The following is a 26,962-nucleotide window of genomic DNA, read 5'->3' as shown; positions in this document are numbered from 1 at the left end:
ATGGGAATCGTTGTGGCGCGTCGTTACCAGCGCGCACCGAAGCTGGCACGCAATTCGTCGAGCGCCGCGTCGTCGAGCGGCTCGGGTTTCGGGTGCGTCATCAGCCACAGCCGCGCCGTTTCCTCGAGCTCTTCGAGCGCATACGACGCGTGCGATACCGACGGCCCCCACATCACGGGGCCGAGGCGGTCGAGCAGCACGCCGCGCACCTTGTCGGCGAGCGCCGCGACTTCGGCTGCGACGCCCGGGTCGCCGGGGCGGCGGTAGCGGATCAGCGGAATGTGGCCGACCTTCATCACGTAGTAAGGCGTGATCGGCGGCAGCACGTCGGTGTCGCGCCACACGCCCGCGAGCGTCAGTGCGACGAGGTGCGTCGAATGCGTGTGGACGACGCCGTTCGCTTCGGTATTGCGCGCGTAGATGCCGCGATGCAGCGCGAGCGTCTTCGACGGCTTGCCGCCCGAAACGGGCTGGCCGTCGAGGCCGACCTTCGCGATGTCGTTCGGGTCGAGCCGGCCGAGGCATGCGTCGGTCGGCGTGATCAGCCAGCCGTCGGCGAGGCGTGCACTGATGTTGCCGGCGCTGCCGACCGCGTGGCCGCGCGCATACAGGCTCGCGCCGACGACGCAGATCTCTTCGCGCAGTTTCGCTTCGTCGCTCATCGTGCGGCTCCGTCCAGCGCGCGCAGCGCCTTGTCGAAAAAGTCCGTGGTGCCGAAGTTGCCGGACTTCAGCGCGAGGCCGAGCGGCTGCGCGTCGATGGTGGCCGTCGCCGGCACGCCCGGATCGATCTGCGCCCCGATCTGCAGCGACTTCACGTCGAGCGCCTGCACGACCGCGCCGGATGTTTCGCCGCCGGCCACGACGAACTTGCGTACGCCGAGCTCACGCAGGCCGCGAGCGATCGCCGCGAGCGTGGCTTCGACGAGATGGCCGGCCGCGTCGACGCCGAGCGCCTGCTGCACGGCCTTCACTTCGTCGGGCGTCGCGGTCGCGTAGATCAGCACGGGGTGCGGCAGGTGCGAGCGCGCGAACGCGAGCGCCTGGTCGACGACGGGCTCGCCGCGCGATGCCGCGAGCGGATCGATGCGGAAGCTCGGCCGCGTGGCGCGCCAGGCGGCGACCTGTGAGTTGGTGGCCTTCGACGCGCTGCCGGCGAGCACGGCCGACAGGCCGTCGATATGCGGCAGCGACGCCGCATTGTCGCGCTCGGGCAGTTGCTCCGCGCGGCGGAAATTCGCCGGCAGGCCGAGCGCGATGCCCGAGCCGCCGGTGACGAGCGGCAGGCCTGCGCACGCTTCGCCGAGCACGTAGAGGTCGCGGTCCGACAGCGCGTCGGCGATCGCGAAACGCGCGCCTTCCGCGCGCAGTTGTTCGATCCGCGTGCGCACGGCGGCCGCGCCCAGCGCGATCGTGTCGTAGCGGATCAGGCCGACCGGCGACTTCGTTTGCTGCTGCAGCACGCGCACGAGGTTCGCGTCCTTCATCGGCGTGAGCGGATGGTTCTCCATCCCCGATTCGTTCAGCAGCACGTCGCCGACGAACAGGTGGCCGCGATAGATCGTGCGGCCGTTCTCGGGGAACGCCGGGCACGCGATCGTGAAGCCGCCGCCGGCCGCATCGAGCAGCGCATCGGCGACGGGGCCGATGTTGCCCGCGTCGGTCGAATCGAACGTCGAGCAGTACTTGAAGAAGAACTGCCGGCAGCCTTGCGCGCGCAGCCATTCGTATGCGGCGAGCGATTGCGCGACGGCGTCGGCCGCGGGGATCGTGCGCGACTTCAGCGCGACGACGATCGCGTCGGCGTCGAGCGTGGTGTCTGCGGCGCCGTCGGCCGGCACGCCGATCGTCTGCACGGTGCGCATGCCGCTCTTGACGAGCATGTTCGCGAGATCGGTCGCGCCGGTGAAATCGTCGGCGATGCAGCCGAGCAGGGGACGGGAAGCGGAAGCGGTCATGGCAGGAACGTCGGTCGAATCAGCGGGCGGGCGGCAGCGTGATGCCGGGGAAAGTCTTGATCACGGCGGAATCGTCCTCGCCGCCGTGGCCGGCGCTCGACGCGCTCATGAACATCTGGTGCGCGGTGGCCGACAGCGGCAGCGGGAACTTGCTGCGGCGCGCGGTATCGAGCACGAGGCCGAGATCCTTCACGAAGATGTCGACGGCCGACAGCGGCGTGTAGTCGCCGTTCAGGATGTGCGGCACGCGGTTCTCGAACATCCACGAATTGCCGGCGCTGTGCGTGATCACGTCGTACAGCGCATCGGCATCGACGCCTTCGCGCAGGCCGAGCGCCATCGCCTCGGCGGCCGCCGCGATGTGCACGCCGGCCAGCAGCTGGTTGATGATCTTCACCTTCGAGCCGATGCCGTGCGCGTCGCCTAGGCGATAGACCTTGCCGGCGATCGCCGCGAGCACGTCCTCGCAGCCCGCGTACGCGGCGGCCGGGCCCGACGTCATCATCGTCATCTCGCCGGAGGCCGCGCGCGCGGCGCCGCCCGACACGGGCGCGTCGAGCATCTGCAGCCCGGCGGCCTCGATGCGCGCGCCGAGCGCGACCGCGAATTCCGGTGCGACGGTCGCGCTTGCGATCACGACGCCGCCCGGCTTCATCGCCGCGACCGCACCATGCTCGCCGAACAGCACCGTTTCGGTCTGCGCGGCATTGACGACGAGCGTGACGACGACGTCGCACTGCGCGCCGAGTTCGGCCGGCGTCACGCAGGCGATGCCGCCTTCGGCGGCGAACGCCTGCAGCACGGTCTCGCGCACGTCGCAGGCGTGCACGCGCAGGCCGGCGCGCAGCAGCGAGCGGGCGACGCCGAGGCCCATCGCGCCGAGGCCGATGACTCCAACATTTCGTGACATGGTCAACCTTGATCGATTCGGGAGAGGTTCATGACAGCGGCGGCGCCTGCGGAGGCTGCGGCCGCGGGCTTCAGCAAATGCCGGCTTCCGCGAGACGGCGGGCGGCGTTGTACATGTGCGTGCGTGCTGCGTTGCGTGCGGCCATCGGGTCGCGCGCGCGGATCGCGTCGGCGATCGCTGCGTGCTCCTCGCGCACCTGGCGCGAGAAGTCCTCGCGCGTCGCTTCGTTGCGCCGCGTGACTTTCACGCCGGCTTCGAGGTACTGGTTCAGGAACTGCAGCGTCTTCAGGAAATACGGGTTGCCGGTGACGGCCGCGATCGTGCGGTGGAACGCGACGTCTTCCGCGACACCGTCGCGCCCTTCGGCCACCGCATCGTCGATCTTGCTCAGTGCATCGTCGATGTCGGCCATGTCTTCATCGGTGTGATGCAGCGCGGCTTCGGCCGCGACCTCGGCCTCGATCGCGCGGCGCACCGCGAGCAGGTGCGGCAGCGAGGTGGCCTCGACCGCTTCCGCGTAGTCGATCCGCAGCGGCCGGATCGCGCCGTGCTGGTTCACGTACACGCCGCTGCCCTGGCGCGGCTCGACCACGCCTTCGTTCTTCAGCCGCGAGATCGCTTCGCGGATCACGGTGCGGCTCACGCCGAATTCCTGCGCGAGCACGGCCTCCGTCGGCAGCTTGCCGGTGGCGGAGAAGCTGCCGATTTCGATCTGCTTGAGCAGTTGCTGCGCGACATGGTCGCTCATCGCACGGGCGGGAATTTTCTCGAACATGGTGCTCTGGCTTGTAAGGTTATGTGGTCATCATACAAATTTGAGTGTGTGACAGCATCCGTGATAACCCTTGGTTAACGGAATGCAACGTCGGTTAAATTGATTGGAACCGGTTCCAATTGGGCCTAAACCGATGCGTTCGAGTGTTGTCTGGCGATCGGTTGAAAAAGGGGGCGGGTACCCGTGGCCGTCAGTCGGCGATGTCCTCGACGGGGTCCGCCGCGATTGCCGCGTCGGCTTCCGCACCGTCCCCGCCGCGCTCCCGATACGTCGCCGGCGGCACGCCGAACTGCTTGCGGAACTCGCGCCCGAGGTGCGACGCATCGGCGAACCCGCAGCTCGACGCGATATCGGCCACCGTGCGGTCCGAGCTCGTCAGCAGCCACGCGGCCGTGCGCAGCCGCACCTGCTTCGCGAACGCCTGCGGGCTCTTGCCCGTTTCGGCCTTGAACAGCCGCTCGAGCTGCCGCGTCGACAAATCGAGCTTGCTCGCGAGCTCGTCGAGCGACAGCGCGCGCCCGACATGCTGTTCCATCAGGAGAATCGCGCGCTTGACCTTCGGGTGCGTCGCCGGCTCGAGGCCCGGCGGATGCGGCTGCGGCGCGTTGCCTTTCTGCATTTCGCCGACCAGCAGGATGCGCAGCGCCTTCTGCACGGTCGCGTGATCGAAATGGCGCAGCAGGATCGCGGCGGCGACGTCGATCGACGCGCGGCCGCCCGAACAGGTGATGCGGCGCCGGTCGATCACGAACAACCGGTCGGCGATCAGCAGGTCGGGGTCGGCGGACGGAAAGCGCTCGATGAAATCCCAGTAGTGGAACCAGCTCACGCAGGTGCGATAGCCGTCGAGCACGCTGGCGCGCATCAGCGTGAACACGCCGGTGCAGATGCCGACGACCGTCGCGCCGCCCGCCGCCGCGCGGCGGATGAAGTCGAGCGTCTCGGGGCCCGCCTGCGGCCCCGAATGCAGCAGCCCGCCGACCACCACCACGTAGTCGAACGGCTCGGCCGCGTCGAACGTTTCCCACGGCGTGATCTGGATCCCGCAGCTCGCGCGTACCGGCGCGAGCGTCTCGCCGATCACGCTCCATGCGCAGCGCACGGGCTTGCTGTAGTCGCCGTCGTCCGCCGACAGCCGCAGCATGTCGACGAAGCCCGAGAAGGCCGTCAGCGTGAAGTTCGGCAGCAGCACGATGCCGAAGCGGATGCGCCGCGGCGCGGGTTCTGCGAGGGGGGAAGCGGGTACGTCGGTTGTCATCGCGGCCAATCTCTTCACGCCGGGCGGGCGGTCTCACTCAGTCTGTTGATACGGGTAATGCGGGGGCGTCGGTCGGGTGCGGCCGGGCGGCGCGGATGCAGCCAGCGTCGCTGATCGGTTCCGGCCCGACTTGTGGTTTTCCGTCGCGAACCATCGCCAAAACGCACTTTCGAGCCCGCCGAAGTGTCGCTTGGCGGCGCTATCCCACGCCGATGCCGTTTTTGTTCTATCGGCCAATTTTACGCTTTGATGTACTGACGCCAACGATATTTCACGTGTGTCCCACCCAGAGGAAGCCAGATGAACGTCAGCGTCTTCGACCTGTTCAAGATCGGCATCGGTCCGTCCAGTTCGCATACGGTCGGCCCGATGATCGCCGCGTGCCGCTTCGCGTCGCACGTGGAGGACGCGAACCTGCTCGGTTTCGTGCGCCGCGTGCGGGTCGAACTATACGGCTCGCTCGGCGCGACCGGCAAGGGGCATGGCACCGACAAGGCCGTGCTGCTCGGTCTCGAGGGCCATCTGCCCGACACGATCGATCCGGACCTGATCGAGCCGCGGCTCGCCGCGATCCGCGCGGAGAAAGCGCTGTCGCTGCTCGGCAAGCAGACCGTCCGCTTCGAGGAAAAGGAGCACATCGGCTTCTATCGCAAGCTGATGAGCGGCACGAGCATCGTGCACCCGAACGGGATGCGCTTCCAGGCCTTCGACGAGCACGGCCAGCTGCTCGTCGAGAAAGAGTATTACTCGGTCGGCGGCGGCTTCGTCGTGAACCGCGACGGCGATCGCGTGAACGGCGTGCGCGCCGCGGTCGAGGTGCCGTATCCGTTCCGCACCGGCGACGACCTGATGCGCCAGTGCCGCGAGCATGGGCTGTCGATCGCCGAGCTGATGATGCGCAACGAATGCGCGCTGCGTCCCGCCGACGAAGTGCGTGGCGGGCTGCTCGCGATCTGGCGCACGATGGCCGCGTGCGTCGAGCGCGGCTGCAAGGTCGAGGGTGACTTGCCCGGCCCGATGCGCGTGAAGCGCCGTGCGGCGGAGATGAACAGCCACCTGCGCGCTCGCTCGGAGGAATCCTTGCGCGACCCGCTGTCGATGCTCGACTGGGTCAACCTGTATGCGATGGCCGTCAACGAGGAGAACGCCGCCGGCGGCCGTGTCGTCACCGCGCCGACCAACGGCGCGGCCGGCGTGATTCCCGCGGTGCTGCACTACTACGTGAAGTTCGTGCCGGGCTCGAACGAAGCCGGCATCGTCGAATTCCTGATGACGGCCGCGGCGATCGGGATCATCTACAAGGAAACCGCGTCGATCTCCGGCGCGGAAGTCGGTTGCCAGGGCGAAGTGGGCGTCGCGTGCTCGATGGCCGCCGCCGCGCTTGCCGCGGTGATGGGCGGTACGCCCGACCAGGTCGAGAACGCCGCTGAGATCGGCATGGAGCACAACCTCGGGATGACCTGCGACCCGGTCGGCGGGCTCGTGCAGATCCCGTGCATCGAGCGCAACGCGATGGGCGCGATCAAGGCGCTGAACGCGTCGCGCATGGCGCTCAAGGGCAATGGCCAGCACTACGTGTCGCTCGATTCGGTCATCAAGACGATGCGCGAGACGGGTGCCGACATGAAGACGAAATACAAGGAAACGTCGCGCGGCGGTCTGGCCGTGAACGTCATCGAATGCTAACGAAGGATCACTGACATGAGCCGCTACTCGATATTCAGCCTGTTTCGCAACGGCCTCTCGTACCACGAGAACTGGGAAAAACAGTGGAAGAGCCCGGAACCGAAGAAGGAATACGACGTCGTGATCGTCGGCGGCGGCGGTCACGGCCTCGCGACCGCGTACTACCTCGCGAAGGAGCACGGCATCACGAACGTCGCGATCCTCGAGAAGGGCTGGATCGGCGGCGGCAACACCGCGCGCAACACGACGATCGTGCGTTCGAACTATCTGTGGGACGAATCGGCCGCGCTGTACGAGAAGGCGATGAAGCTGTGGGAAGGGCTGTCGCAGGACCTGAACTACAACGTGATGTTCAGCCAGCGCGGCGTGATGAACCTGGCCCACACGCTGCAGGACGTGCGTGACACCGAGCGCCGCGTGAACGCGAACCGGCTGAACGGCGTCGACGCGGAATTCCTGACGCCCGCGCAGATCAAGGAAATCGAGCCGACCATCAACCTGAACAGCCGCTACCCGGTGCTCGGCGCATCGATCCAGCGCCGCGCGGGTGTGGCGCGCCACGACGCGGTGGCCTGGGGCTTCGCACGCGGCGCGGATCGCGCGGGCGTCGACATCATCCAGAACTGCCAGGTGACGGGCATTCGCCGCGAAGGCGGCGCGGTGGTCGGCGTCGATACGGTGAAGGGTTTCATCAAGGCGAAGAAGGTTGCCGTGGTCGCCGCCGGCAACACGACGACGCTCGCCGACATGGCCGGCGTGCGCCTGCCGATCGAAAGCCACCCGCTGCAGGCACTGGTGTCCGAGCCGATCAAGCCGGTCGTCAACTCGGTGATCATGTCGAACGCGGTGCACGCGTACATCAGCCAGTCCGACAAGGGCGACCTCGTGATCGGCGCCGGCATCGACCAGTACACGGGCTTCGGCCAGCGCGGCAGCTTCCACATCATCGAAAGCACGCTGCAGGCGATCGTCGAGATGTTCCCGGTGTTCTCGCGCGTGCGGATGAACCGCCAGTGGGGCGGCATCGTCGACGTGTCGCCGGACGCATGCCCGATCATCACCAAGACCGACGTGAAGGGCCTCTATTTCAACTGCGGCTGGGGTACCGGCGGCTTCAAGGCGACGCCCGGCTCGGGCTGGGTGTTCGCGCACACGATCGCCCGCGACGAACCGCATCCGCTGAACGCGCCGTTCGCGCTCGACCGTTTCTATACGGGCCACCTGATCGACGAGCACGGCGCTGCTGCCGTTGCGCACTGACCACGCACACGAGGAGAAAGAAACATGTTGCTGATCGAATGTCCGTGGTGCGGGCCGCGCGCCGAATCCGAGTTCTCGTGCGGCGGTGAAGCCGACATCGTGCGCCCCGTGAACAACGAGAACATGACCGACCGCGAATGGGGCGAGTACGTGTTCATGCGCGAGAACAAGCGCGGGCTGCACAAGGAGCAATGGCTGCACGCGCAGGGTTGCCGCCGCTGGTTCAAGGCCACGCGCGACACGGTGACCTACGATATCAAGGGCTACGAAAAGTTCGGTGGCGCAGCTGCCGGCAACGCACACGAAGAGGGCACGAGCAAATGAGCCAGAAAGACCGCCTCGGCACCGGTGGCCGCATCAATCGCGCGATTCCGTTGACGTTCACGTTCAACGGCCGCACGTATCAAGGCTTCCAGGGCGACACGCTCGCGTCCGCGCTGCTCGCGAACGGCGTGCACTTCGTCGCGCGCAGTTTCAAGTACCACCGTCCGCGCGGGATCGTGACGGCCGACGTCGCGGAACCGAACGCCGTCGTGCAGCTCGAATCGGGCCCGTACACGGTGCCGAACGCACGCGCGACCGAGATCGAGCTGTACCAGGGCCTCGTTGCGTCCAGCGTGAACGCGGAGCCGACGCTCGAGAACGACAAGTACGCGATCAACCAGAAGCTGTCGCGCTTCCTGCCGGCCGGCTTCTACTACAAGACGTTCATGTGGCCGCGCAACATGTGGCCGAAGTACGAAGAGAAGATCCGCGAAGCGGCCGGCCTCGGCAAGGCGCCGGAAGCGCTCGACGCCGATCGCTACGACAAGTGCTACGCGCACTGCGACGTGCTCGTGGTCGGCGGTGGCCCGTCGGGCCTCGCGGCCGCGCATGCGGCGGCCACGGCCGGCGCGCGCGTGATCCTCGTCGACGACCAGCGCGAGCTCGGCGGCAGCCTGCTGTCGTGCCGCGCCGAGATCGACGCGAAGCCCGCGCTGCAGTGGGTCGAGAAGATCGAGGCCGAGCTGCGCAAGCTGCCCGACGTGACGATCCTGTCGCGCAGCACCGCGTTCGGCTACCAGGACCACAACCTCGTGACGGTCACGCAGCGCCTGACCGATCACCTGCCGGTGTCGATGCGCAAGGGCACGCGCGAGCTGCTGTGGAAGGTCCGCGCGAAGCGCGTGATCCTCGCGACCGGCGCGCACGAGCGGCCGATCGTATTCGGTAACAACGACCTGCCGGGCGTGATGCTGGCAGGCGCGGTGTCCACTTACGTGCATCGCTTCGGCGTGCTGCCGGGCCGCGATGCGGTCGTGTTCACGAACAACGATCGCGCTTACCAGACCGCGCTCGACCTGAAGGCGTGCGGCGCGAAGGTGACGGTCGTCGATTCGCGCGCATCGTCGAACGGCGCGCTGCCGGCCGCTGCGAAGCGGCAGGGCGTGACGGTGATGAGCGGCGCGGTCGTGACGGGCGCATCGGGCAAGTGGCGCGTATCGTCGGTCGACGTCGCGTCGATCTCGAACGGCCAGGTGGGCGGCAAGTTGCAGACGCTGCCGTGCGACCTCGTCGCGATGTCGGGCGGCTTCAGCCCCGTGCTGCACCTGTTCGCGCAGTCGGGCGGCAAGGCGTGCTGGAACGACGAGAAGGCGTGCTTCCTGCCGGGCAAGCCCGTGCAGGCGGAAGCGAGCATCGGTGCGGCGGCCGGCGAATTCGGCCTGGCGCGCGCACTGCGGCTCGCGGTCGATGCGGGCGTGGAAGCGGCGAAGGCGGCGGGCTTCACGGCTGCGCAGCGCGCGGTCGCGCCGCAGGTCGCGGAAGCCGTCGAGGGCGCACTGCAACCGCTGTGGCTCGTCGGCAGCCGCGAGGCCGCGGCGCGCGGGCCGAAGCAGTTCGTCGACTTCCAGAACGACGTGTCGGCGGCGGACATCCTGCTGGCCGCACGCGAAGGCTTCGAGTCGGTCGAGCACGTGAAGCGCTACACGGCGATGGGCTTCGGCACCGACCAGGGCAAGCTCGGCAACATCAACGGGATGGCGATCCTCGCGGGGGCGCTCGGCAAGACGATTCCGGAAACGGGCACGACGACGTTCCGCCCGAACTACACGCCCGTGTCGTTCGGCACGTTCGCGGGCCGCGAACTCGGCGATTTCCTCGACCCGATCCGCAAGACCTGCGTACACGAGTGGCACGTCGAGCACGGCGCGCTGTTCGAGGACGTCGGGAACTGGAAGCGGCCGTGGTACTTCCCGAAGAACGGCGAGGATCTCCACGCGGCCGTGAAGCGCGAATGCCTGGCGGTGCGCAACAGCGTCGGCATTCTCGACGCGTCGACGCTCGGCAAGATCGACATCCAGGGCCCGGACGCGGTGAAGCTGCTGAACTGGATGTACACGAACCCGTGGAACAAGCTCGAAGTGGGCAAGTGCCGCTACGGGCTGATGCTCGACGAGAACGGGATGGTGTTCGACGACGGCGTGACGGTGCGCCTCGCCGACCAGCATTTCATGATGACGACCACGACGGGCGGCGCGGCGCGCGTGCTCACGTGGCTCGAACGCTGGCTGCAGACCGAATGGCCCGACATGAAGGTGCGGCTGTCGTCGGTCACCGATCACTGGGCGACGTTCGCGGTGGTCGGCCCGAAGAGCCGCAAGGTCGTGCAGAAGGTGTGCCAGGACATCGACTTCGGCAACGAGGCGTTCCCGTTCATGAGCTACCGGAACGGCACCGTCGCGGGCGCGAAGGCGCGCGTGATGCGGATCAGCTTCTCGGGCGAGCTCGCCTATGAAGTGAACGTGCCGGCGAATGCGGGCCGCGCGGTGTGGGAAGCGCTGATGGCGGCCGGCGCCGAGTTCGACATCACGCCGTACGGCACCGAGACGATGCACGTGCTGCGCGCGGAGAAGGGCTACATCATCGTCGGCCAGGATACCGACGGATCGGTCACGCCGTACGACCTCGGGATGGGCGGCGTCGTCGCGAAGTCGAAGGACTTCCTCGGCAAGCGTTCGCTCGCGCGCTCGGACACCACGAAGGAAGGCCGCAAGCAGTTCGTCGGCTTGCTGACCGACGACGAACAGTTCGTGCTGCCGGAAGGCGCGCAGATCATCGCGAAGGACACGCAGGTGTCGGCGGTCGATCCGACGCCGATGATCGGCCACGTGACGTCGAGCTACTACAGCCCGATCCTGAAGCGCTCGATCGCGCTCGCGGTGGTGAAGGGCGGCCTGAACAAGATGGGCGAGAGCGTCGTGATTCCGCTGGCCAACGGCAAGCGCATCACCGCGAAGATCTCGAGCCCGGTTTTCTACGATACCGAAGGGGTGCGCCAGCATGTGGAATGAAACCAGAAACCAGTCGCAGGTGGCGGGCGCGGGCGGCGTGACGCTTGAATCGCCGTTCGTCGGCGCGGCCGACGTGCTGAAGCCGCACCAGGCGCGCGCATCGAAGAAGTTCACGCTGCGCGAGCGGCCGTTCCTCGATCTCGTCAACGTGCGCGGCGAGTTGAGCGATCCGGCGTTCGTCAGCGCGTTCGAGCGCGTGGTCGGCTGCCGGCCGCCCGCGGAGCCGAACACGATTGCGCGCGGCGCCGAGTACGACGTGCTGTGGCTCGGTCCCGACGAGTGGCTCGTGCGCTCGAACGGGCCCGTGCAGGCCGGCGTGCTCGAAGCGAAGCTCGCGGAAGCCGTGCAGGGCACGTATGCGGCGGCCGTCGATGTCGGCAGCGGCTATACGGTCGTCGAGATCAGCGGCGAACGCGTGCGCGACGTGCTCGCACGCGGCTGCCCGCTCGATCTCCATCCGCGTGCGTTCAAGCCGGGCCAGTGTGCGCAGTCGCACTACTTCAAGTCGTCGATCGTGCTGATCCCGACCGGTGACGATGCGTTCGAGATCGTCCTGCGTCGCAGTTTCGCCGACTACTTCCTGCGCATCATGCTCGACGCGGCCGCGCCGCTCGCATCATGAAGCCGTTCGACGAACCGTTCGTGGCGATCGACGCGCCGCGCCTGCGCGGGCGCGGCTGGAGCGTGTTCGTCGACGAACTGAAGGTGCCCGCGCGGATCGGCATTCATGCGCACGAGCATGAAGCGCCGCAGCCGATCGTGATCGATGCGCGGCTCGGCTATCGGTGCGAGCCGAGCGAGCAGGGCGAGTGGATCGATTACGACGGCTATTGCGCGCGCATTGCGGCGTTCCTGTCGCACAAGCCGCATACGCGGCTGCTCGAAACGCTCGTCGCCGATATCGCGGTGCTGTCGTTCCGTGAATGGCCGGCGCTGGAGTCGCTGACGCTGTCGGTGTACAAGCCGAAGATCCGGCCCGGCACGAAGCGTGTGGGCGTGTCGCTCGACTGGACGCGCGGGGATTATTTGCGGTGGACGGGAGCGGCGGGGCAGTTTTGATGTGTCGTGCCACGGCAAGCCAGTGCGCTGGTTTGCCGTGTTTTGCTCATTGTTCCTGGAATATCGGAACAATTGCTCCCGCTAATCTTGCCGCCCCGGTGTCGTACAGGCTGCAGCGGCTTCAACCTGCCGGGCTGACCGGTATGACGTCATCGTACCGGCGATCGCCGTAACCCCCTGTTGCGGCGGGTCGCAACGATCGCCCCGAGCCGAAGCGTCAAGCCGCAGCCGCCCCATCCAGCGCCGGATAGTCGACATACCCGCGCGCATCGCCGCCGAAGAACGATTCGCGCCGTGCGTCGTTCATCGGCGCGCCGGTCTTCACCCGCGTCACGAAATCCGGATTCGCCAGCACCATCTGCCCGTACGCTTCGAGATCGGCCAGCCCGGACTTCAGATCCTCGCCGATCGTCTCGCGCGGGCGGCCCGGCCGGTTCAGGATCAGCATGCCGCTCCAGCGCGCGCGCAGGTCGGCAAGCAGCGCTTCATTGCCGTGATGCATCACGTGCAGGTAAGCGAGGCCGAGGCGGTCGAGTTCGGTCGCCAGATAGCGGTTCAGGTCCGGCCCTTGCTCGCCTTCGTCCACGCCGCCGAGCGTGGCGCCGGGCGACAGGCGGATCGCCGTGCGATCCGCGCCGATCTCTTCGGCGATCGCCGTCGCGACCTCGATCGCGAAGCGCGCGCGGTTCTCGATCGAGCCGCCGTACGCGTCAGTGCGCGTGTTCGCGTTCGGTGCGAAGAACTGCTGGACGAGGTAGCCGTTCGCGCCGTGGATCTCGACGCCGTCGGCGCCCGCCTCGATCGCACGGCGTGCGGCGATACGGAAGTCGTTCACGGTCTCTCGTACTTCGTCGGTCGTCAACGCACGCGGCACGGGGATGTCCAGCATGCCCTTCACCGTGAACATCTGCGCGCCAGGCGCGATCGCCGAAGGTGCGACTCCCTGCCGGTGATGCGGCGTATTGTCGGGATGCGACATGCGCCCGACGTGCATCAACTGGATGAAGAGGCGGCTGCCGCGTGCATGCACGGCGTCGCTGACCGCCTTCCAGCCGGCGACGTGCGCGTCGGTATAGATGCCGGGCGTCGTGAGATAGCCCTGTCCGTCGTCGGAAGGCTGCGTGCCTTCGGACACGATCAGACCGAGGCTCGCGCGCTGTGCGTAGTATTCGGCGGCCCATTGGCCGGGCGTGCCATCGAAGGCGGCGCGGCTGCGCGTCATCGGCGCCATGACGAGGCGGTTTTGCAGCGTGTAGCGGCCCACGCGGGCCGGGGTGAACAGTTGGCTCATGATGCGTTGCTCCTCGAAGTTCGGGACGGCGGCACCGGGACGATGCCGGTTCAGGCGCCGGCCGCGCATCGTTGCGCGGGCCTCGCCTCCACGCACCCATCATCCATTGCTTCCTTTTCGGGATAAACCGGGTAATCTGGATAACATTGATCCATTGGTGGGGCAATGAGCATGGAACTGCTGAACGACATGGCGCTGTTCGTCGAAGTCGTGAAGGCGAAGGGCTTTCGCAGCGCGGCCGAGACGCTGGGGATGCCGAACTCGACGCTGTCGCGGCGCATCGGCGCGCTGGAGAAGGCGATCGGGCTGCGGCTGCTGCATCGCACGACGCGCCGGATCGAGCTGACGGAGGCCGGCCAGCTCTACTTCGAGCGCTGCAAGCGCATCGTCGACGAGGCGCGGCTTGCGCACGAGCAGCTCGGCGGGCTGCTGGCGGAGCCGACCGGCGTGCTGCGCGCGTCGTTTCCGGTTGATTTCGCGGTGGTCATTCTGGCGCCGCTAGTCGTCGAATTCTCGAACCGCTATCCGAAACTGACCTTCGATTTCGAGCTGACCTCGAGGCGTGTCGATCTGGTGAGCGAACCGTTCGACGTGGCGATCCGCATGGGGCCATCCGAGGACTCACAATTGATCGCGCGGCGGCTCGCGACGCTCCCGAACTACCTGTATGCGTCGCCCGGTTACCTCGCGCGCGCCGGCGAGCCGCGCGAGCCCGAAGACCTCGCGCGGCACGCGTGCCTCGGCCTGCAGCGGAGCGGGTCATGGACGCTGCACGACGGCGCGCGTTCCGTCGCGGTGCCGGTCAGCAGCCGCTTCGGGGCGAACAGCGTCGGCATGCTGCGGCGCCTGGCCACGCTCGATGCGGGCATCATCGTGCTGTCCGAGGCGATCGTCGCGGACGATCTGGCCGCCGGCCGGCTGCGCCGCGTGATGCCCGCATGGGAAGGCGAGCCGATTGCCGTCTATGCGATGACGGAAACGCGGCTGCTGCCCGCGAAGACGCAGCATTTCATCGAGTTTTTGCGAGAGCGTTTCGCGCAAGCGTGACGGGCGGTTGCGCACGCATCCGTTCGTCGGTCAGTTCTGCGCCGGTTGCGGCGCGTCCAGCTGCGCTTCCCATTTCTTCAGAATGCGCACGCGTGCCTGGCTGAAATCGACCCAGCAGTTCATCCGCGCGTCTTCCGGGATCATCTGTTGCGGATTGGCGGCTTTCACGTAGTCGCAGGTGTCATCGGCGAAGCGGGTCCAGCTTGCCTGCGACTTCGCGAGCGCGCTGGCGGCATCGGGGTTGCGCTGCTTGAGCTTGTGCTCGAGCGACCGGTATGCGCGCTCGACGGCCTGATCGTTCTGACCGAGTACGCAGGTCCGCACGTCGTTCATCGTCAGCGCGTGCTTTTCGCAATCGACGGCGGCAAACACGGCAGTGTGGCCGATCGCCAGCGCGGCGACGGCAAGGAAGCGCGAGACGTGGTGCATGCGCGTCGGAGGAAACGGGGACTAGTTGCTGCGGGCCGACGTCGGGCTCGTCTTTTCGCTGACCGGCACCATGCGGCCCTTCGCATCGCTCGCGGGATTCGCGGCTTTCGCGTCGTCGTCAGGTTCGAGCACGAAGCGGAACGAATCGACGCGCTGCATCACCTTTGCCGCATACGCGTTCGAACCGCCGCTGTAGCTCCTCAGTCCGGCCCGCACGTCGCCACCGGCCGCCCTCACGTAGCCCGACAGAATCGCGGAGCCGACTTCGACGTTCGCGTTCGGTTCGGTCAGGTCCTTCACGTTGCGCACCAGGCCGCGGTGCGCGGTCGGCACGACCTGCATCAGCCCGGTTGCGCCATGCTGGCCGCGCGCCTTTTCCTGGAAACGCGATTCGATCGAAATAATGGCGTAAACGAGGGCGGGAGGCAGCGAATATTTCGTCGCAGTAACGCTCACGATATCGGCGAGCTTCGCGGCCCGCTCCTTCGCGACGCCGAACTTCTTCGTCAGGTAGGACGTGATGCGGCGGTTTGCTTCGTTCGGCTGATCGTTGGCGTCGGCGAGCGGCGCGGATGCGACGGACGGCGCCGATGCGGCTGCTTCGGGCGCGGACGCAGGCAGTGCGGGCGCTTGCTGCGCCGACGCCTGTTGCGCGATGCCGAGCGAAAGCACGATCAGCCAGAGAAACCGTCGCATGGTGGAGTGCGGGGAATTGGAAGGCGCCTAGTATATCGGCCAATTGACGCAGGTGGTCGAACGCCCGCTCGAATGAAAGCGGCATGTAGGCTTGTGTCGATTCGGGTCGGGCGGCGAGGCGATTGTTGCGCGGACACGCATCGGAGTCCGGATGAACGTCGCCGGGCGTTGCGTCTCGGTCGTTTTTACATGCATCGGTGTACGACAGGATGTGGCCTCACGTGCACTAAGCGCCTTACGCGCGCCGTGCGGCCGCCACCCGTGCAATCGCGCCGATCGCATCGCTGACGAGCACCGCGAGCAGCCCGACGATCACGCCGCCCTGCAGCACGAACGCGGTGTTCGACGTCTGCAGACCCGCGATGATCACGTCGCCGAGCCCGCGCGCGGCGACCGTCGAGCCGATCGTCGCGGTGCCGAGGTTGATCACCACCGCGAGCCGGACGCCGTTGACGATCACCGGAAACGCGAGCGGCAGCTCGACCGACACGAGTTGCTGCCAGCCGCTCATTCCCATCCCGCGTGCGGCATCGACGACGTCGCGCGGCACGTCCTCGAGCCCCGCGATCGTGCTTTCGAACACGGGCAGGAGGCCATACAGCACGAGCGCGATCAGCACGGGCTTCAATCCGAAGCCGACGGCCGGCACCGCGAGCGCGAGCACCGCGACGGGCGGGAAGGTCTGGCCGATGTCGACGACGCTGCGCGCGACCGGCAGGAAATCCGCACCCCACGGCCGCGTGACCGCGATGCCGGCCGCGACCGCGACGATCGTGCCGATCACGCTCGATAATGCGACCGTCCCGAGATGCGCGAGCGTGAGGTCGAGCAGGCTCGCGCGATCGTAGATGACCGGTGCGCCGTTGTCCGCGAACGGCGCGAACAATCCTTGCAGCCATGCGGGGCGCAGCAGCAGCACGAGCAGCAGTGCAAGCGCGGCCGCGCGTGCGACGGTCGCGGGAAGCGCCGACGGCCTGGGCCGCCCGTTGCTGCGCGACGTCATGCCGGCTTCCTTGCGTGCGCACGGATCGCATCGAGCGTGATGCGGCGCGTGTTGCGGCCGTCGCCATCTTCCACCGGCAGCACGTCGACACCGCGCCACAGCAACTCCGACACCGCATCGCGCAGCGTGCGCGTCGCGGCGATCGGTTCGCCGTCGGCATGACCGGATTCGGCCACGGCGCCGATCGGCGTCAGCGCGAGCAGGCGCAGCGGCCGGTCGACACCCGCGACGAGTTGCTCGACGACGCCGGCCGCCGGCTTGCCGAGAATCTCGGCCGGCGATGCGACCTGCAGCAGCCGGCCGCCATCCATCACCGCGATCGTGTCGCCGAGCTTCAGCGCTTCCTCGATATCGTGCGTGACGATCACGACCGTGATGCCGAGGCGGCGCTGCAGCGCGAACAGGTCGTCCTGCGCCTTGCCGCGGATGATCGGATCGAGCGCGCCGAACGGCTCGTCCATCAGCAGCATCGCGGGCTCGGCCGCGAGCGCGCGTGCGACGCCGACGCGCTGCTGCTGGCCGCCCGACAGTTCGTGCGGCAGCTTGTCCGCGAACTCGGCCGGCGCGAGATGGAACAGGTCGAGCAATTCGTTCACGCGCGCGTCGATGCGATCGGCCGGCCAGCCGAGCAGGCGCGGCACGGTCGCGATGTTGCGCGCGACGCTCCAGTGCGGAAACAGCCCGTGCCCCTGGATCGCGTAGCCGATGCCGCGCCGCAGCTGTTCGGGCGCGACGGTGGCCGTATCGACGCCGTCGATGCGGATCGTGCCGCTGGTGGGCGCGATCAAGCGGTTGATCATGCGCAGCAGCGTCGACTTGCCGCTGCCCGATGCGCCGACGAGCGCGGTGATCGTGCCGCGCTTCATCGTCAGCGATACGTCGTCGACGGCGACGATATCGCCGAAGCGTTTGCCCGCACGTTCGATCTCGATCATCCTGCACGCCCCTTCGCGAGCGTGGTCGCGGCTTCGAATATGACGGCCGCCACCAGCGCGAGCGCGATCGTCGGGATCGCGCCGAGCAGCACGAGATCGGCGGCCGATTGCCCGATCCCCTGGAAGATGAAGGTGCCGAAGCCGCCGCCGCCGATCAGCGCGGCGACCGCGGTCAGCCCGATGTTCTGCACGAGCACGATGCGCACGCCGCTCAGGATCACCGGCAGCGCGAGCACGAGATCGACGCGCAGCAGCCGCTGCGCGCGCGTCATGCCCATCGCGCGCGCCGCTTCGGTCACGTGCGGGGGCACCTGGCCGAGCCCGACCACGACGCTCGACGCGATCGGTAGCAGCGAATACAGGAACAGCGCAAGCACGGCCGGCGCTACGCCGATGCCGCGGATGCCGAGCGCGGCCGCGAGCGGCACGTGCGCGGCGAGCAGGCCGAGCGGCGCCATCATCAGCCCGTACATCGCGATACTGGGGATGGTCTGCACGACATTGAGCACGGGCATCGCGACGGTACGCACCGCCGCGATGCGCGCGCATGCGATGCCGAGCGGTACACCCGCGACGAGCGCGGCAGCCACCGAGCCGCCGGCGAGCGACACGTGCCGGATCGCCTCGCGCCAGAAATCGTCGCTGCGCACCGCGTATTCGCGCATCACGGAGAGGCCGTCCCACCAGCCGCTCGCGAGCGGCACCGAAATCGCTGCTATTGCGACGACGAGCGCCGCGAGACGCCGCCACGGGCTGAACGAAAGACGGGCGAGCGCATCCGCGACAAGCACGGCCCACGCGAACAGCAGCAGCCAGACACCGGAGGAAGGCGACACGCGGGCGAGCATGTCGTCAGGTGCGACGACATGCGTAGCGGCCGCGCCGACCGCGTACGCGAGCGTGGCGAGCCATGCGCAGCCGGCCACGACGCGCCACGCGGGACGGCTTGCCGTCATCGCCCACAGCGCGCCGACGATCCACAGCGCGGCGAGCACGGCACCCTGCAGGGCCGGCAGCGCGGCGAATACCGACAGGTCGGTGCCGGCCGCGATACGGTTCGGCCGCAGCACCGCGAACGGCAGCCCGAGCACGGCGACGATCGTCAGGACGCCGATCAGGATGCCGACCTTGTCCGCCGAGATGCGCCGCGCGGACGCTGCCGCGCGACCCGTCATTTAACGAAGCCCTTCGATTTCAGGTAGCTTTTCGCGACGCCGGCGGCCGGCTCGCCGTTGATCTGGATGCGCGCGTTCAGCGTCTGCAGCGTCTTCAGGTCGAGGCTCGCGAACACGGGCTTCAGGTAGTCGGCGATCTGCGGATGCGCTTTCAGCACGGCTTCGCGGATCACCGGCGCGGGTGCGTAGACGGGCTGCACGTGCTTGTCGTCGTCGAGCACCGCGAGGCCGCTCGACGAGATTCCGCCGTCGGTGCCGTAGACCATCGCGGCATTCACGCCGTCGGTCTGGTTCGCGGCGGCCTTGATGGTCGCGGCCGTGTCGCCGCCGGACAGCACGACGAGCTGGTCGGGCTTCAGCTTGAAGCCGTACGCCTTCTCGAACGACGGCAGTGCCGACGCGCTGTTCACGAATTCGGCCGATGCCGCGAGCTTCACCTTGCCGCCGCCCGTGACCCACTTGCCGAAATCGGTGAAGGTCTTCAGGTGCTGCGACTGCGCGACGGGCGCGAGCACGGCGACGCCCCACGTGTTGTTCGCGGGGGCCGGGGTGAGCCATACGAGATGGTTCGCCGCGTAGTCGAGTTGCTTCGCGGTGTCGTAGCCCTGGCTCGCGTTCTTCCACAGCGGATCGTCCGCCTTGTTGAAGAAGAACGCGGCATTGCCGGTGTATTCGGGGTAGATGTCGATCTCGCCGCTCGTGAGCGCCTTGCGCACGATCGGCGTGGTGCCGAGCGCGATCTTTTCGGTGACGGCGATGCCGTGCGCCTTCAGCACCTGTGCGATCAGGTTGCCGAGCAGGTTGCCTTCGGTGTCGATCTTCGACGACACCACGACGGGCGTGTCGGCGTGCGCGCCGGGCGCGACGAGGGTAGCGGCGAGCGCGAGGCCCAGGATCCGGGCGGGCAGGGAAAGCTTCATACGGGCCATTCTCCAGGGCGGGGACGTAGGCCGAAAGTTACTTGACTGAGCCGGCTTTGGCAAACCGCGTGCGGCGGCGTGCCCACAGCCCGTGTGGGGATAACCCGCATCCGTCGCGCGGGCTTGCTACACTGAAATTCGTTCCCGCCTTGCCGACACTTCCTGACATGAAGCCTGAGCTGCTGGTTCTGATCGCATTGCGCGGCGACGCGCATCGCGAGATCGCCGCGTCGTTCGACGTGCGCCATGCCCCGACACCCGAAGAGCGCGAACGCGCGATCGCCGAACACGGCGGCACGATACGCGCGGTGCTGACCAACGGCAGCACGGGGCTCACCGCCGCCGAGATCGATCGACTTCCGCAACTCACGTTCGTCAGCGCGCTCGGCGCCGGTTACGAGCACATCGACGTCGCGCATGCCAAGGCGCGCGGCATTACCGTGGTCACGGGCGCCGGCACCAACGACGATTGCGTTGCCGATCACGCGTTCGCGCTGCTGCTCGCGGCGGTGCGCAACGTCGTGCAGCTCGATGCGAAAACCCGCGCGGGCGTGTGGCGCGACGGACTGGCGATGCCGCCGAACGTGTCGGGCAGGAAGCTCGGCATCGTCGGGCTCGGCAAGATCGGCGAGAAGTGCGCGCGCCGCGCGGCTGGCTTCGACATCGAGATCGGGTATCACAACCGGTCGGAGAAGAACGTCCCTTACCGCTATTTCGACCGCGTCGACTCACTCGCGCAGTGGGCCGATTTCCTGATCGTCGCGACGCCGGGCGGCGCGGGAACGCGGCATCTCATCGATCGCGCGGTGCTCGATGCACTCGGCCCCGGCGGTTTCGTCGTCAACGTATCGCGCGGCAGCGTTGTCGATACCGCTGCTTTGGCGGATGCGTTGCGCGAAGGGCGCATCGCGGGCGCGGGGCTCGACGTGTACGAAGGCGAACCGGAGCCGCCGCGCGCGCTGACGGATCTCGACAGCGTCGTGCTGACGCCGCACATGGGCGGCTGGTCGCCCGAGGCGCTCGATCGCTCGGTGCAGCAGTTCATCGACAATGGCGAGCGGCACTTTTCAGGGCAGCCGGTGCTGACGCCGGTTTGAGCGGCGCCCGGACGGTGATTCGCCGTCAACCGCTTCGGCCGTGATCGATGTCCGCGTGAGCGGCGTCCCGCGACTGTCGAGGGCGGATGCGAAGCGCTATCGATCCATGCGCAGCACGAGCTTGCCGGTCGTCCCGCCCGATTCGAGTGCCGCATGCGCGTCGACGATCGCGTCGAACGCATAGCTGCCCCCGATCAGCGGCTTCAGCGCACCGGTGGCCAGCAGACCGAACAGCTCGCCGAGCGTCTGCCGCACGACGTGATCGGCGAGGAACGCATGTAAAGCGAAACCGGACAGCGAGCGGCAGCCGAAGATGAGCGCGGTCATCAGGCTTTCATCGACCGTCAGCAAGTGGCCGCTTGCCGCGCCATAGCTGACGAAACGACCGTGCGGCGCAAGGCTGGACACGAGCGTGCGGGCCACGGTGCCACCGATCGAATCGAAGACGACGTCGGGGCCCGTTCCGCCGGTTGCGGCGCCCAGTCGATCGACCCACGCGTCGTCGCGATAGCTGACGGCCTGATCGGCACCGAGTGCCCGCACCGTCGATAGCTTCTCCGTGGAACCGGCCAGGCCGACGATCGCCCTTGCGCCGTCGAGTCTCGCCAGCTGGATGAGCATCGAACCGACGCCCCCGGCTGCCGCGGTGATGGCGACGGATCGTGCGGCCACCGGCGTCTCGCGCAGCAGCACGCGGGCGACCAGCCCCTGCAGCATGACCGCGACGGCGTCGTCGTCCGAAACCGTGTCGGGAATCGCGACGATCAGCGTGGCGCGTACCGTCACATATTCGGCATAGCCGCCGGTTCCGCTCGTTGCGCCGAACAGCGCCGCGGCCACGCGTTCGCCGACCCGGAAGTCCCGTACGTTCGCGCCCACGGCTTCGACGGTGCCGACCGTTTCCGATCCCAGTATCGCGGGCAAAGCCGGCGCCGGGCCCGGATAGATACCGGCGCGTTGCAGCGTTTCCGCGAAATTCAGTCCGACGCGCGTCACGCGCACGAGGACTTCGTCGGGAGCCGGTGTCGGGCGCTCGATCACGACCGGACGGAGTACGGACGGATCGCCGAAACGATCGATCTGAATGGCATTCATGGTATTCACGGGAAAGTCTCGCTGGATGCGGGGGCGTTGCCCCCCGGGGTGTGTGAGGTGTCGGGCAGGACGCGGCGTCGGCCGGATCAGTCCGGCAGGGACGCTCGATCGCCGCGATCGAACGAGGCGCGGCCCGCGCCATTCAGCACGAGCGCGAGCAGGCCGCCCGTCATCGACAGGTTCATCATGAAGAAGGTCTGCTGCGTCTGGTCGCCGCCGCTATGGAAGATCACCGCGGCGATGACCGAAAAGATCGCGAGCCCGAGCGCGGCGATACGCGTCATGAAGCCGGCGATCAACGCGAGGCCGCCGGCGACCTCGACGAAGATTACGAGCGGCAGCAGGGCACTCGGTACACCCATGTGCGCCATGTATTGCCCGGTGCCTGCGTAGTTGAAGATCTTGCTGATGCCCGCGCCGACGTAGACGCCGGCGATGAGGATGCGCACCAGGACGGACAGTACGGCGTTGACGGCGGGCGTTTGCGCAGCGGTTCGGTACAGTGCGCGGTTGATTGATCGAATCATGGTGACTCCTTGTGCGAGGGGGCGGATCGGCGATCCGTCGCCGTGTTCAGCGGTTCAGGTTCGGGGGGGCGCTCATGCGCTGAACGGCGGGTAGTCGGTATAGCCGGCTTCGCCGCCGCCGTAGGCCATGGACATGTCCGCATGCGCGAGCGGCCGGTCGTGCCGGAGGCGTTCAGCGAAATCCGGGTTCGCGATGAACGGGTAGCCGAACGACACGAGATCTGCGTGGCCGTCGGAAAGCGCCGCTTCCGCGCGTGTTTTCGTGTAGCCGTTGTTCGCGATGTAATGCCCGCCGAACGCGTGCCGCAGCGCGTCGTAGTCGAATGCGGGCACCGCGTCCGGCGCGGCCTGAGGGATGCCTTCGACGACATGGAGATAGACGGCAAGGTCGCTCAGCCGGGCGGCGAATCGCTCGAACAGCGCTTGCGGATCGCTATCCGCAATTCCACCGAAATGCGGCGTGACCGGGGAGATACGGATACCTAATCGATCGGGGCCTGAAACGAGGCTGACTGCACGCGCGACCTCGAGTGGCAGCCGGAGCCGGTTGTCGATCGTGCCGCCGTAGTCGTCGGTCCGCCGGTTCGTGCCGTCACGCAGGAACTGGTCAAGCAGATAGCCGTTGCCGGCGTGAATCTCCACGCCGTCGAACCCGGCCTGCAATGCGGCACGAGCTGCCAGCACGTATTGGTCGACGATGGCAGGCAATTCGGCGGTGTCGAGCGCGCGCGGTACCGGGTACGGCTGCGGGCCGGTTGGCGTATAGGCGTCGCCGTCGGGCCGGATCGGTGACGGCGCGACCGGCAGTGCGCCGTCCGGCTGCAGGTCCGGGTGACCGATGCGGCCGACATGGGCCAGTTGCACGAAAATGCGGCCGCCTTCACGGTGCACCGCGTCGGTCACCTGTTTCCAGCCCGCGATCTGCGCATCGCTGTAGATGCCCGGCGTGAACGGATAGCCTTTGCCCTGTGGCGAGATCTGCGTCCCCTCGGTGACGATCAGGCCGGCCGAGGCCCGTTGCGCGTAGTAGGTCGCGTTCATCGGGCCGGGTGCGTCGGCGGCACCGGCACGGCTGCGCGTCATCGGCGCCATCACGATGCGATTCCTGAGCGTGATGCGTCCGAGTTCGACCGGATCGAACAGTGTCGGACGCGCAGGCGCCCGGGGCGGTGAGAGAAAGCTGTCGGTAGTCATGGTTCCATGTTCCTGTGACGTTGGCGGGGAACTGTCGACGCGGTGGTCCGCGATCGACATGGCGTGACAGGAATGTATGGGATCGTTTCTATCCAAACAATTGGCTAAAATGAATCGTTAAAATCAACTTTCTGGATAGATCGTGGATCGCAGCCCCAATCTGGATCAGCTTCGTGCGTTCGTCGCCGTCGTCGAGGCAGGCAGCTTTTCGGGGGCGGCGCGACGGCTCGGCAGGGCGCAATCGGTGGTGAGTTATGCGATCGCCAGCCTTGAAGCACAGCTGGGCATGCCGTTGTTCGAGCGTGGCAGGCGCCGTCCGCAACTGACGGCGGCAGGCGAGGTCGTGCTCGCCGATGCGCGTCGGGTCGACATGCTGATGGGGCAGTTACAGGCGAAGACGGCCGGTTTGCGGGGCGGCGTGGAAGCCGAGCTGTCGCTGGCCGTCGACGTGATGTTTCCGTTGCCGAAGCTGGTCGAAGGCATGCAGGCGTTTGCCGACGCGTTCCCCACCGTCGCGCTCAACCTGACGATCGAAGCGCTCGGCGGGGTCATGAAGCTGGTGCTCGACGGGGGCTGTGCGCTCGGCATCAGTGGCCCGATTCCGAACTGGCCGGATGCGATCGACGCGACCTCGATGGGGGCGATCGAGTTGCTGAGCGTTGCGGCGCCCATGCATCCACTCGCGCTGCGCGATGCGCCCATTCCGCTCTCGGAGGCGCGCGAGCATACGCAGATCGTGCTCACCGACCGCAGCAAGGTCACCGACGGACAATCGTTCGGAATCTATGCGACCCGCACCTGGAAGGTGGCCGACCTCGGCGCGAAACATCGATTGCTGCTCGCCGGGCTTGGCTGGGGATCGATGCCCATGCATCTGATCGAGGACGATCTGCAGTCGGGCCGTCTCGTGCCGGTGCAACTGGCCGACCGGCGTACGTTTCGCTACGGACTATCGCTGATCCGGCGGGCCGATCGGGCGAGCGGTCCGGCCGCACAGTGGCTGATCGATTATTTGAGTCGCCAGGGCGACCCGAACGGCCAGCGGGCCTGACCCATGCCCGGCGGAGGCCGGCCGGGCAGGCCGCCCGGCCAGCCTTGCAATCCGCAACGATCGAAGGCTGGCCGGACGTTCGGCCGTGTCAGCGACACCGGCCGGCTGGCGTGCGTTCTGCGCGGCGCATGCCCGCTCAGGACGAAGCGAGCGGCACCGTTACCGACGTGCCGGCCGGATCGAGCGTCAGGCCCGTGCCCGGCGTCGGCCGCAGCGTGGCCTCGTTGTCGCTGGACAGCACGACGAGCCCGAGCCGGTGGCCGGCTTCCAGCTTGTAGTCACGCGGCATGAACGTCAGCTTCAGGTCATACGGCATCCCGGGCAGCACGGGCTCCGAGCGCCACTCGGACCGCCGGTTGCGCGGGTCGGTCCACGCACGCGTGACGATCGTGGCCGTACCGTCCGGTGCGCGGTCGACCAGCAGGGCCGTTACGTTGGCCACTCCCGTGAAGGTCAGCCTGACGCGTGCGGTCGCGGCGCCGGACAGGCGTGTCGCGGCGGTGAGCGGTGCGGTCTCGAATCGGCTGCGATTCTCGCCCGTCGGTGCGTTCGCCAGCGTGAGCGCGGGAATGCGCGCATCGTCGGTGAAGCGCGTGAGCGGGCCGCCGCTCGGCAGCCGCAGCAGCGTGCCGGTGCCCGCGCCGTCGCCGCCCGCGAAATACGTGACCGGCGTGGCGTGGCGTGCGGCCCAGTCCGCTTCCTTCAGCAGCGTGCCGTCCACCTGCTCGATCACCGCGCGCGGATCGCGTTCGACGCCGTTGTCGAAACCGATCAGGTAGCGCGTGAACCAGCGGTTCACTTCCGCGGTCCACGCATCGGCCATCGCCGGTACGCGGGTCGGGTCGGTGTGCTTCAGGCGATGCAGCCACAGCTGCGTCGGCACGCCCTGGCGCCGCATCGCGAGATGCCACGCCGTCGACTGGTCGACGCGCACGTTGTCGTCGGTCAGCCCCTGCGCGACGAGCGCCGGTGCGACCGCGAACGCGCTCGGGATGTCGCGCGCGGCCCAGAACGGCGAATAGTCGCCGGTCTTGCGGTCTTCCTGCTGGGCCGCTTCGTCGATCAGGTGCGTGCAGCGCTCGGGATGCGCGTTCGTCAGCAGCGCCTTGATGTACACGTCGACGTCTTCGCCCTGGTAGCCTTCCGGCGCGCGCACGAGCCCGCCCGAGCGGTAGTAGCCGTACATGTTCGTCAGCCCGGCCACCGGCACGATCGCGTCGAGCCCGCGCGTGCGCAGGCTCGCGACCATCTTGGGCAGCGTGCCGTCGTACGACACGCCGTACATGCCGACGTGGCCCGTCGACCAGTTCGCGACGACCGTCTTGCCGTTTGCGTCCTTCGCGGTCGCGTCGCGGCCGAGCCAGCGGATCACCGATGCCATCGCGACCGATTCGTCGCGCGTGAGGATCGTCGGGCAGCCGTCCGAGCCGGCGGTGCCGAGCGAATCCGCGTAGACGATCGTGAAGCCGCGCGGAATGAAGTAGCCCTCGATCCACGAGCGCCCGGCGGCGGCTGCTTCGACCTGCTGCTGCAGCCGCACCTGCGGCGCGGCGGCCATGATGCGCGCGGAGGCGCCGGTCGCTGCCGTGGCCGCGGTGGCGGCCGGATGCGCCGTGCCGTCGAGTTCGACGTCGACGTTGTGGTTGGGGCTGTCGGCGAGGCCCGCGTAGTACGGGCTCGCGAGCACGATCACGGGCGTGCGCGCGCCGTTGGCGGTTTCGGTCGGGCGCACGATGCGCACGTGAATGCGGTCGCGCGTGCCGTCGCCGTCGGAATCGACCGGCGTGTCGACCCACGCGTTCTCCTCGATCGTGCCGCCCGACAGCGACGGCTGCACCTGGCCGTTTGTAATCACGGGGCGGTAGCGGCCGCCGCTGGCCGGATTGGCGTACGGCACGCCGGACGGCGAAATGCGTGATGCGAGCGACTGCTTGTCGGCCGCCGAGGCGGCGGCCCCCTCCTGTTGGCCCTGCGCGAGCGCGGAGACGCCCGCCACGCTGCCGCCGTCGTCGCCGCCGCATGCGGCGAGCGTTGCGGCCGCAACGAGCGCGGGAAGCCACGCACGACGCAATCCGGTTCGATGAATGTCCATTGTCGACCTCTTGTTGTGATTGTCTGGAACCGGACGGCCCGCGATATGCCCCCTGCGGCCCGGCCGGGTGCTGCATCGGATGAAACGGAACTGCACCTTCGAAAGCGCCGGGCGCGATGCCCGGGTGTCACGGCCGGCGTCGACGCGCGTCACGCATCGCGCAACCCGGCGGG

Annotated in this window: 24 protein-coding genes and 1 pseudogene; 9 read left to right on the top strand and 16 right to left on the bottom strand. The window is 67.9% G+C overall.

Annotated elements, in window-relative coordinates; translation table 11 throughout:
- Positions 1–23 precede the first annotated feature (23 nt).
- From otnC to BCO18175_RS13170, 5 genes and pseudogenes are all read right to left on the bottom strand, one after another.
- A complete protein-coding gene (gene otnC, locus BCO18175_RS13190) occupies positions 24–662 on the bottom strand; it encodes a 3-oxo-tetronate 4-phosphate decarboxylase (RefSeq protein ID WP_174981329.1) in 639 nt (212 codons plus the stop codon).
- Positions 659–1,957, bottom strand: coding sequence for a 3-oxo-tetronate kinase (gene otnK / locus BCO18175_RS13185; RefSeq protein WP_174981326.1), 1,299 nt, complete (start codon positions 1,955–1,957; stop codon positions 659–661). Before otnK ends, otnC begins: the two co-directional genes overlap by 4 nt.
- Positions 1,958–1,976: 19 nt before the next feature.
- Positions 1,977–2,885, bottom strand: a pseudogene (ltnD, locus tag BCO18175_RS13180) (L-threonate dehydrogenase); the annotation flags it as partial.
- A 52-nt stretch (positions 2,886–2,937) separates the two neighbouring features.
- Positions 2,938–3,642, bottom strand: a complete 705-nt coding sequence (locus BCO18175_RS13175; protein WP_174917031.1) for a FadR/GntR family transcriptional regulator — start codon at positions 3,640–3,642, stop codon at positions 2,938–2,940.
- A 190-nt stretch (positions 3,643–3,832) separates the two neighbouring features.
- Positions 3,833–4,900 carry a GlxA family transcriptional regulator gene (locus BCO18175_RS13170; protein WP_174969824.1) on the bottom strand — a complete coding sequence of 356 codons (1,068 nt, stop codon included), beginning with the start codon at positions 4,898–4,900 and terminating at the stop codon, positions 3,833–3,835.
- A gap of 300 nt (positions 4,901–5,200) precedes the next feature.
- Between BCO18175_RS13170 and BCO18175_RS13165 the strand changes: the two genes are divergently transcribed.
- Genes BCO18175_RS13165 through BCO18175_RS13140 form a run of 6 tightly spaced genes read left to right on the top strand, consistent with a single transcriptional unit; the run spans position 5,201 to position 12,237 of the window.
- Complete coding sequence (locus tag BCO18175_RS13165) at positions 5,201–6,586, top strand: L-serine ammonia-lyase (protein WP_174981320.1); 1,386 nt, start codon at positions 5,201–5,203, stop codon at positions 6,584–6,586.
- Positions 6,587–6,601: 15 nt separating this feature from the next.
- Positions 6,602–7,846 (top strand): sarcosine oxidase subunit beta family protein, encoded by a 1,245-nt coding sequence (locus BCO18175_RS13160; RefSeq protein ID WP_006480591.1) that lies wholly within the window; start codon positions 6,602–6,604, stop codon positions 7,844–7,846.
- A 24-nt stretch (positions 7,847–7,870) separates the two neighbouring features.
- Positions 7,871–8,170 (top strand): sarcosine oxidase subunit delta, encoded by a 300-nt coding sequence (locus tag BCO18175_RS13155; RefSeq protein WP_174379763.1) that lies wholly within the window; start codon positions 7,871–7,873, stop codon positions 8,168–8,170.
- Positions 8,167–11,178, top strand: a complete 3,012-nt coding sequence (locus tag BCO18175_RS13150; protein ID WP_174981317.1) for a sarcosine oxidase subunit alpha family protein — start codon at positions 8,167–8,169, stop codon at positions 11,176–11,178. Before BCO18175_RS13155 ends, BCO18175_RS13150 begins: the two co-directional genes overlap by 4 nt.
- Positions 11,168–11,800 (top strand): sarcosine oxidase subunit gamma, encoded by a 633-nt coding sequence (locus BCO18175_RS13145; protein WP_174969821.1) that lies wholly within the window; start codon positions 11,168–11,170, stop codon positions 11,798–11,800. The genes BCO18175_RS13150 and BCO18175_RS13145 overlap by 11 nt, the downstream gene beginning before the upstream one ends.
- Entirely contained in the window at positions 11,797–12,237 is a 441-nt protein-coding gene (locus BCO18175_RS13140) for a dihydroneopterin aldolase (protein ID WP_085042872.1), read from the top strand. Before BCO18175_RS13145 ends, BCO18175_RS13140 begins: the two co-directional genes overlap by 4 nt.
- Before the next feature lie 217 nt (positions 12,238–12,454).
- Here BCO18175_RS13140 and BCO18175_RS13135 read toward each other — a convergent pair whose 3' ends face one another.
- Positions 12,455–13,528 (bottom strand): alkene reductase, encoded by a 1,074-nt coding sequence (locus BCO18175_RS13135; protein WP_174981314.1) that lies wholly within the window; start codon positions 13,526–13,528, stop codon positions 12,455–12,457.
- Between the two features lie 171 nt (positions 13,529–13,699).
- Here BCO18175_RS13135 and BCO18175_RS13130 point away from each other — a divergent pair, with 171 nt between their 5' ends.
- A complete protein-coding gene (locus tag BCO18175_RS13130) occupies positions 13,700–14,575 on the top strand; it encodes a LysR family transcriptional regulator (RefSeq protein ID WP_174981435.1) in 876 nt (291 codons plus the stop codon).
- Positions 14,576–14,605: 30 nt separating this feature from the next.
- Here the strand turns inward: BCO18175_RS13130 and BCO18175_RS13125 are convergent, their stop codons facing one another.
- The 6 genes from BCO18175_RS13125 to osmF form a co-directional block, all read right to left on the bottom strand.
- Positions 14,606–15,004: a lysozyme inhibitor LprI family protein gene (locus tag BCO18175_RS13125; protein ID WP_174981310.1), complete on the bottom strand. Its 399-nt coding sequence runs from the start codon at positions 15,002–15,004 to the stop codon at positions 14,606–14,608.
- A gap of 21 nt (positions 15,005–15,025) precedes the next feature.
- Entirely contained in the window at positions 15,026–15,700 is a 675-nt protein-coding gene (locus BCO18175_RS13120; protein ID WP_174969815.1) for a lytic transglycosylase domain-containing protein, read from the bottom strand.
- Between the two features lie 235 nt (positions 15,701–15,935).
- Complete coding sequence (locus BCO18175_RS13115; protein ID WP_174981307.1) at positions 15,936–16,703, bottom strand: ABC transporter permease; 768 nt, start codon at positions 16,701–16,703, stop codon at positions 15,936–15,938.
- On the bottom strand, positions 16,700–17,638 hold the full coding sequence (locus BCO18175_RS13110) for an ABC transporter ATP-binding protein (protein ID WP_174917021.1): 939 nt from the start codon (positions 17,636–17,638) through the stop codon (positions 16,700–16,702). Before BCO18175_RS13110 ends, BCO18175_RS13115 begins: the two co-directional genes overlap by 4 nt.
- Positions 17,635–18,813, bottom strand: coding sequence for an ABC transporter permease (locus BCO18175_RS13105; RefSeq protein WP_174981304.1), 1,179 nt, complete (start codon positions 18,811–18,813; stop codon positions 17,635–17,637). Before BCO18175_RS13105 ends, BCO18175_RS13110 begins: the two co-directional genes overlap by 4 nt.
- Complete coding sequence (gene osmF / locus BCO18175_RS13100; RefSeq protein WP_174981301.1) at positions 18,810–19,733, bottom strand: glycine betaine ABC transporter substrate-binding protein OsmF; 924 nt, start codon at positions 19,731–19,733, stop codon at positions 18,810–18,812. The genes BCO18175_RS13105 and osmF overlap by 4 nt, the downstream gene beginning before the upstream one ends.
- 167 nt (positions 19,734–19,900) lie before the next feature.
- On the opposite strand from osmF, the gene BCO18175_RS13095 reads away from it, so the two are divergent.
- On the top strand, positions 19,901–20,830 hold the full coding sequence (locus BCO18175_RS13095; RefSeq protein ID WP_174981298.1) for a 2-hydroxyacid dehydrogenase: 930 nt from the start codon (positions 19,901–19,903) through the stop codon (positions 20,828–20,830).
- Between the two features lie 96 nt (positions 20,831–20,926).
- Here the strand turns inward: BCO18175_RS13095 and BCO18175_RS13090 are convergent, their stop codons facing one another.
- The 3 genes from BCO18175_RS13090 to BCO18175_RS13080 form a co-directional block, all read right to left on the bottom strand.
- A complete protein-coding gene (locus tag BCO18175_RS13090; RefSeq protein WP_174981295.1) occupies positions 20,927–21,934 on the bottom strand; it encodes a quinone oxidoreductase family protein in 1,008 nt (335 codons plus the stop codon).
- A gap of 77 nt (positions 21,935–22,011) precedes the next feature.
- Positions 22,012–22,452: a DoxX family protein gene (locus tag BCO18175_RS13085; RefSeq protein WP_174981292.1), complete on the bottom strand. Its 441-nt coding sequence runs from the start codon at positions 22,450–22,452 to the stop codon at positions 22,012–22,014.
- A gap of 72 nt (positions 22,453–22,524) precedes the next feature.
- On the bottom strand, positions 22,525–23,646 hold the full coding sequence (locus BCO18175_RS13080) for an alkene reductase (protein WP_174981290.1): 1,122 nt from the start codon (positions 23,644–23,646) through the stop codon (positions 22,525–22,527).
- 142 nt (positions 23,647–23,788) lie between these two features.
- On the opposite strand from BCO18175_RS13080, the gene BCO18175_RS13075 reads away from it, so the two are divergent.
- Positions 23,789–24,697 carry a LysR family transcriptional regulator gene (locus BCO18175_RS13075; protein ID WP_174981287.1) on the top strand — a complete coding sequence of 303 codons (909 nt, stop codon included), beginning with the start codon at positions 23,789–23,791 and terminating at the stop codon, positions 24,695–24,697.
- 136 nt (positions 24,698–24,833) lie between these two features.
- Here BCO18175_RS13075 and BCO18175_RS13070 read toward each other — a convergent pair whose 3' ends face one another.
- Positions 24,834–26,789 carry a Xaa-Pro dipeptidyl-peptidase gene (locus BCO18175_RS13070; RefSeq protein WP_174981284.1) on the bottom strand — a complete coding sequence of 652 codons (1,956 nt, stop codon included), beginning with the start codon at positions 26,787–26,789 and terminating at the stop codon, positions 24,834–24,836.
- Positions 26,790–26,962: the final 173 nt, after the last annotated feature.

This window comes from Burkholderia lata (genome assembly GCF_902499335.1).
Lineage (GTDB): Bacteria > Pseudomonadota > Gammaproteobacteria > Burkholderiales > Burkholderiaceae > Burkholderia > Burkholderia lata_B.
This window is presented reverse-complemented; position numbering and strand designations above follow the sequence as displayed.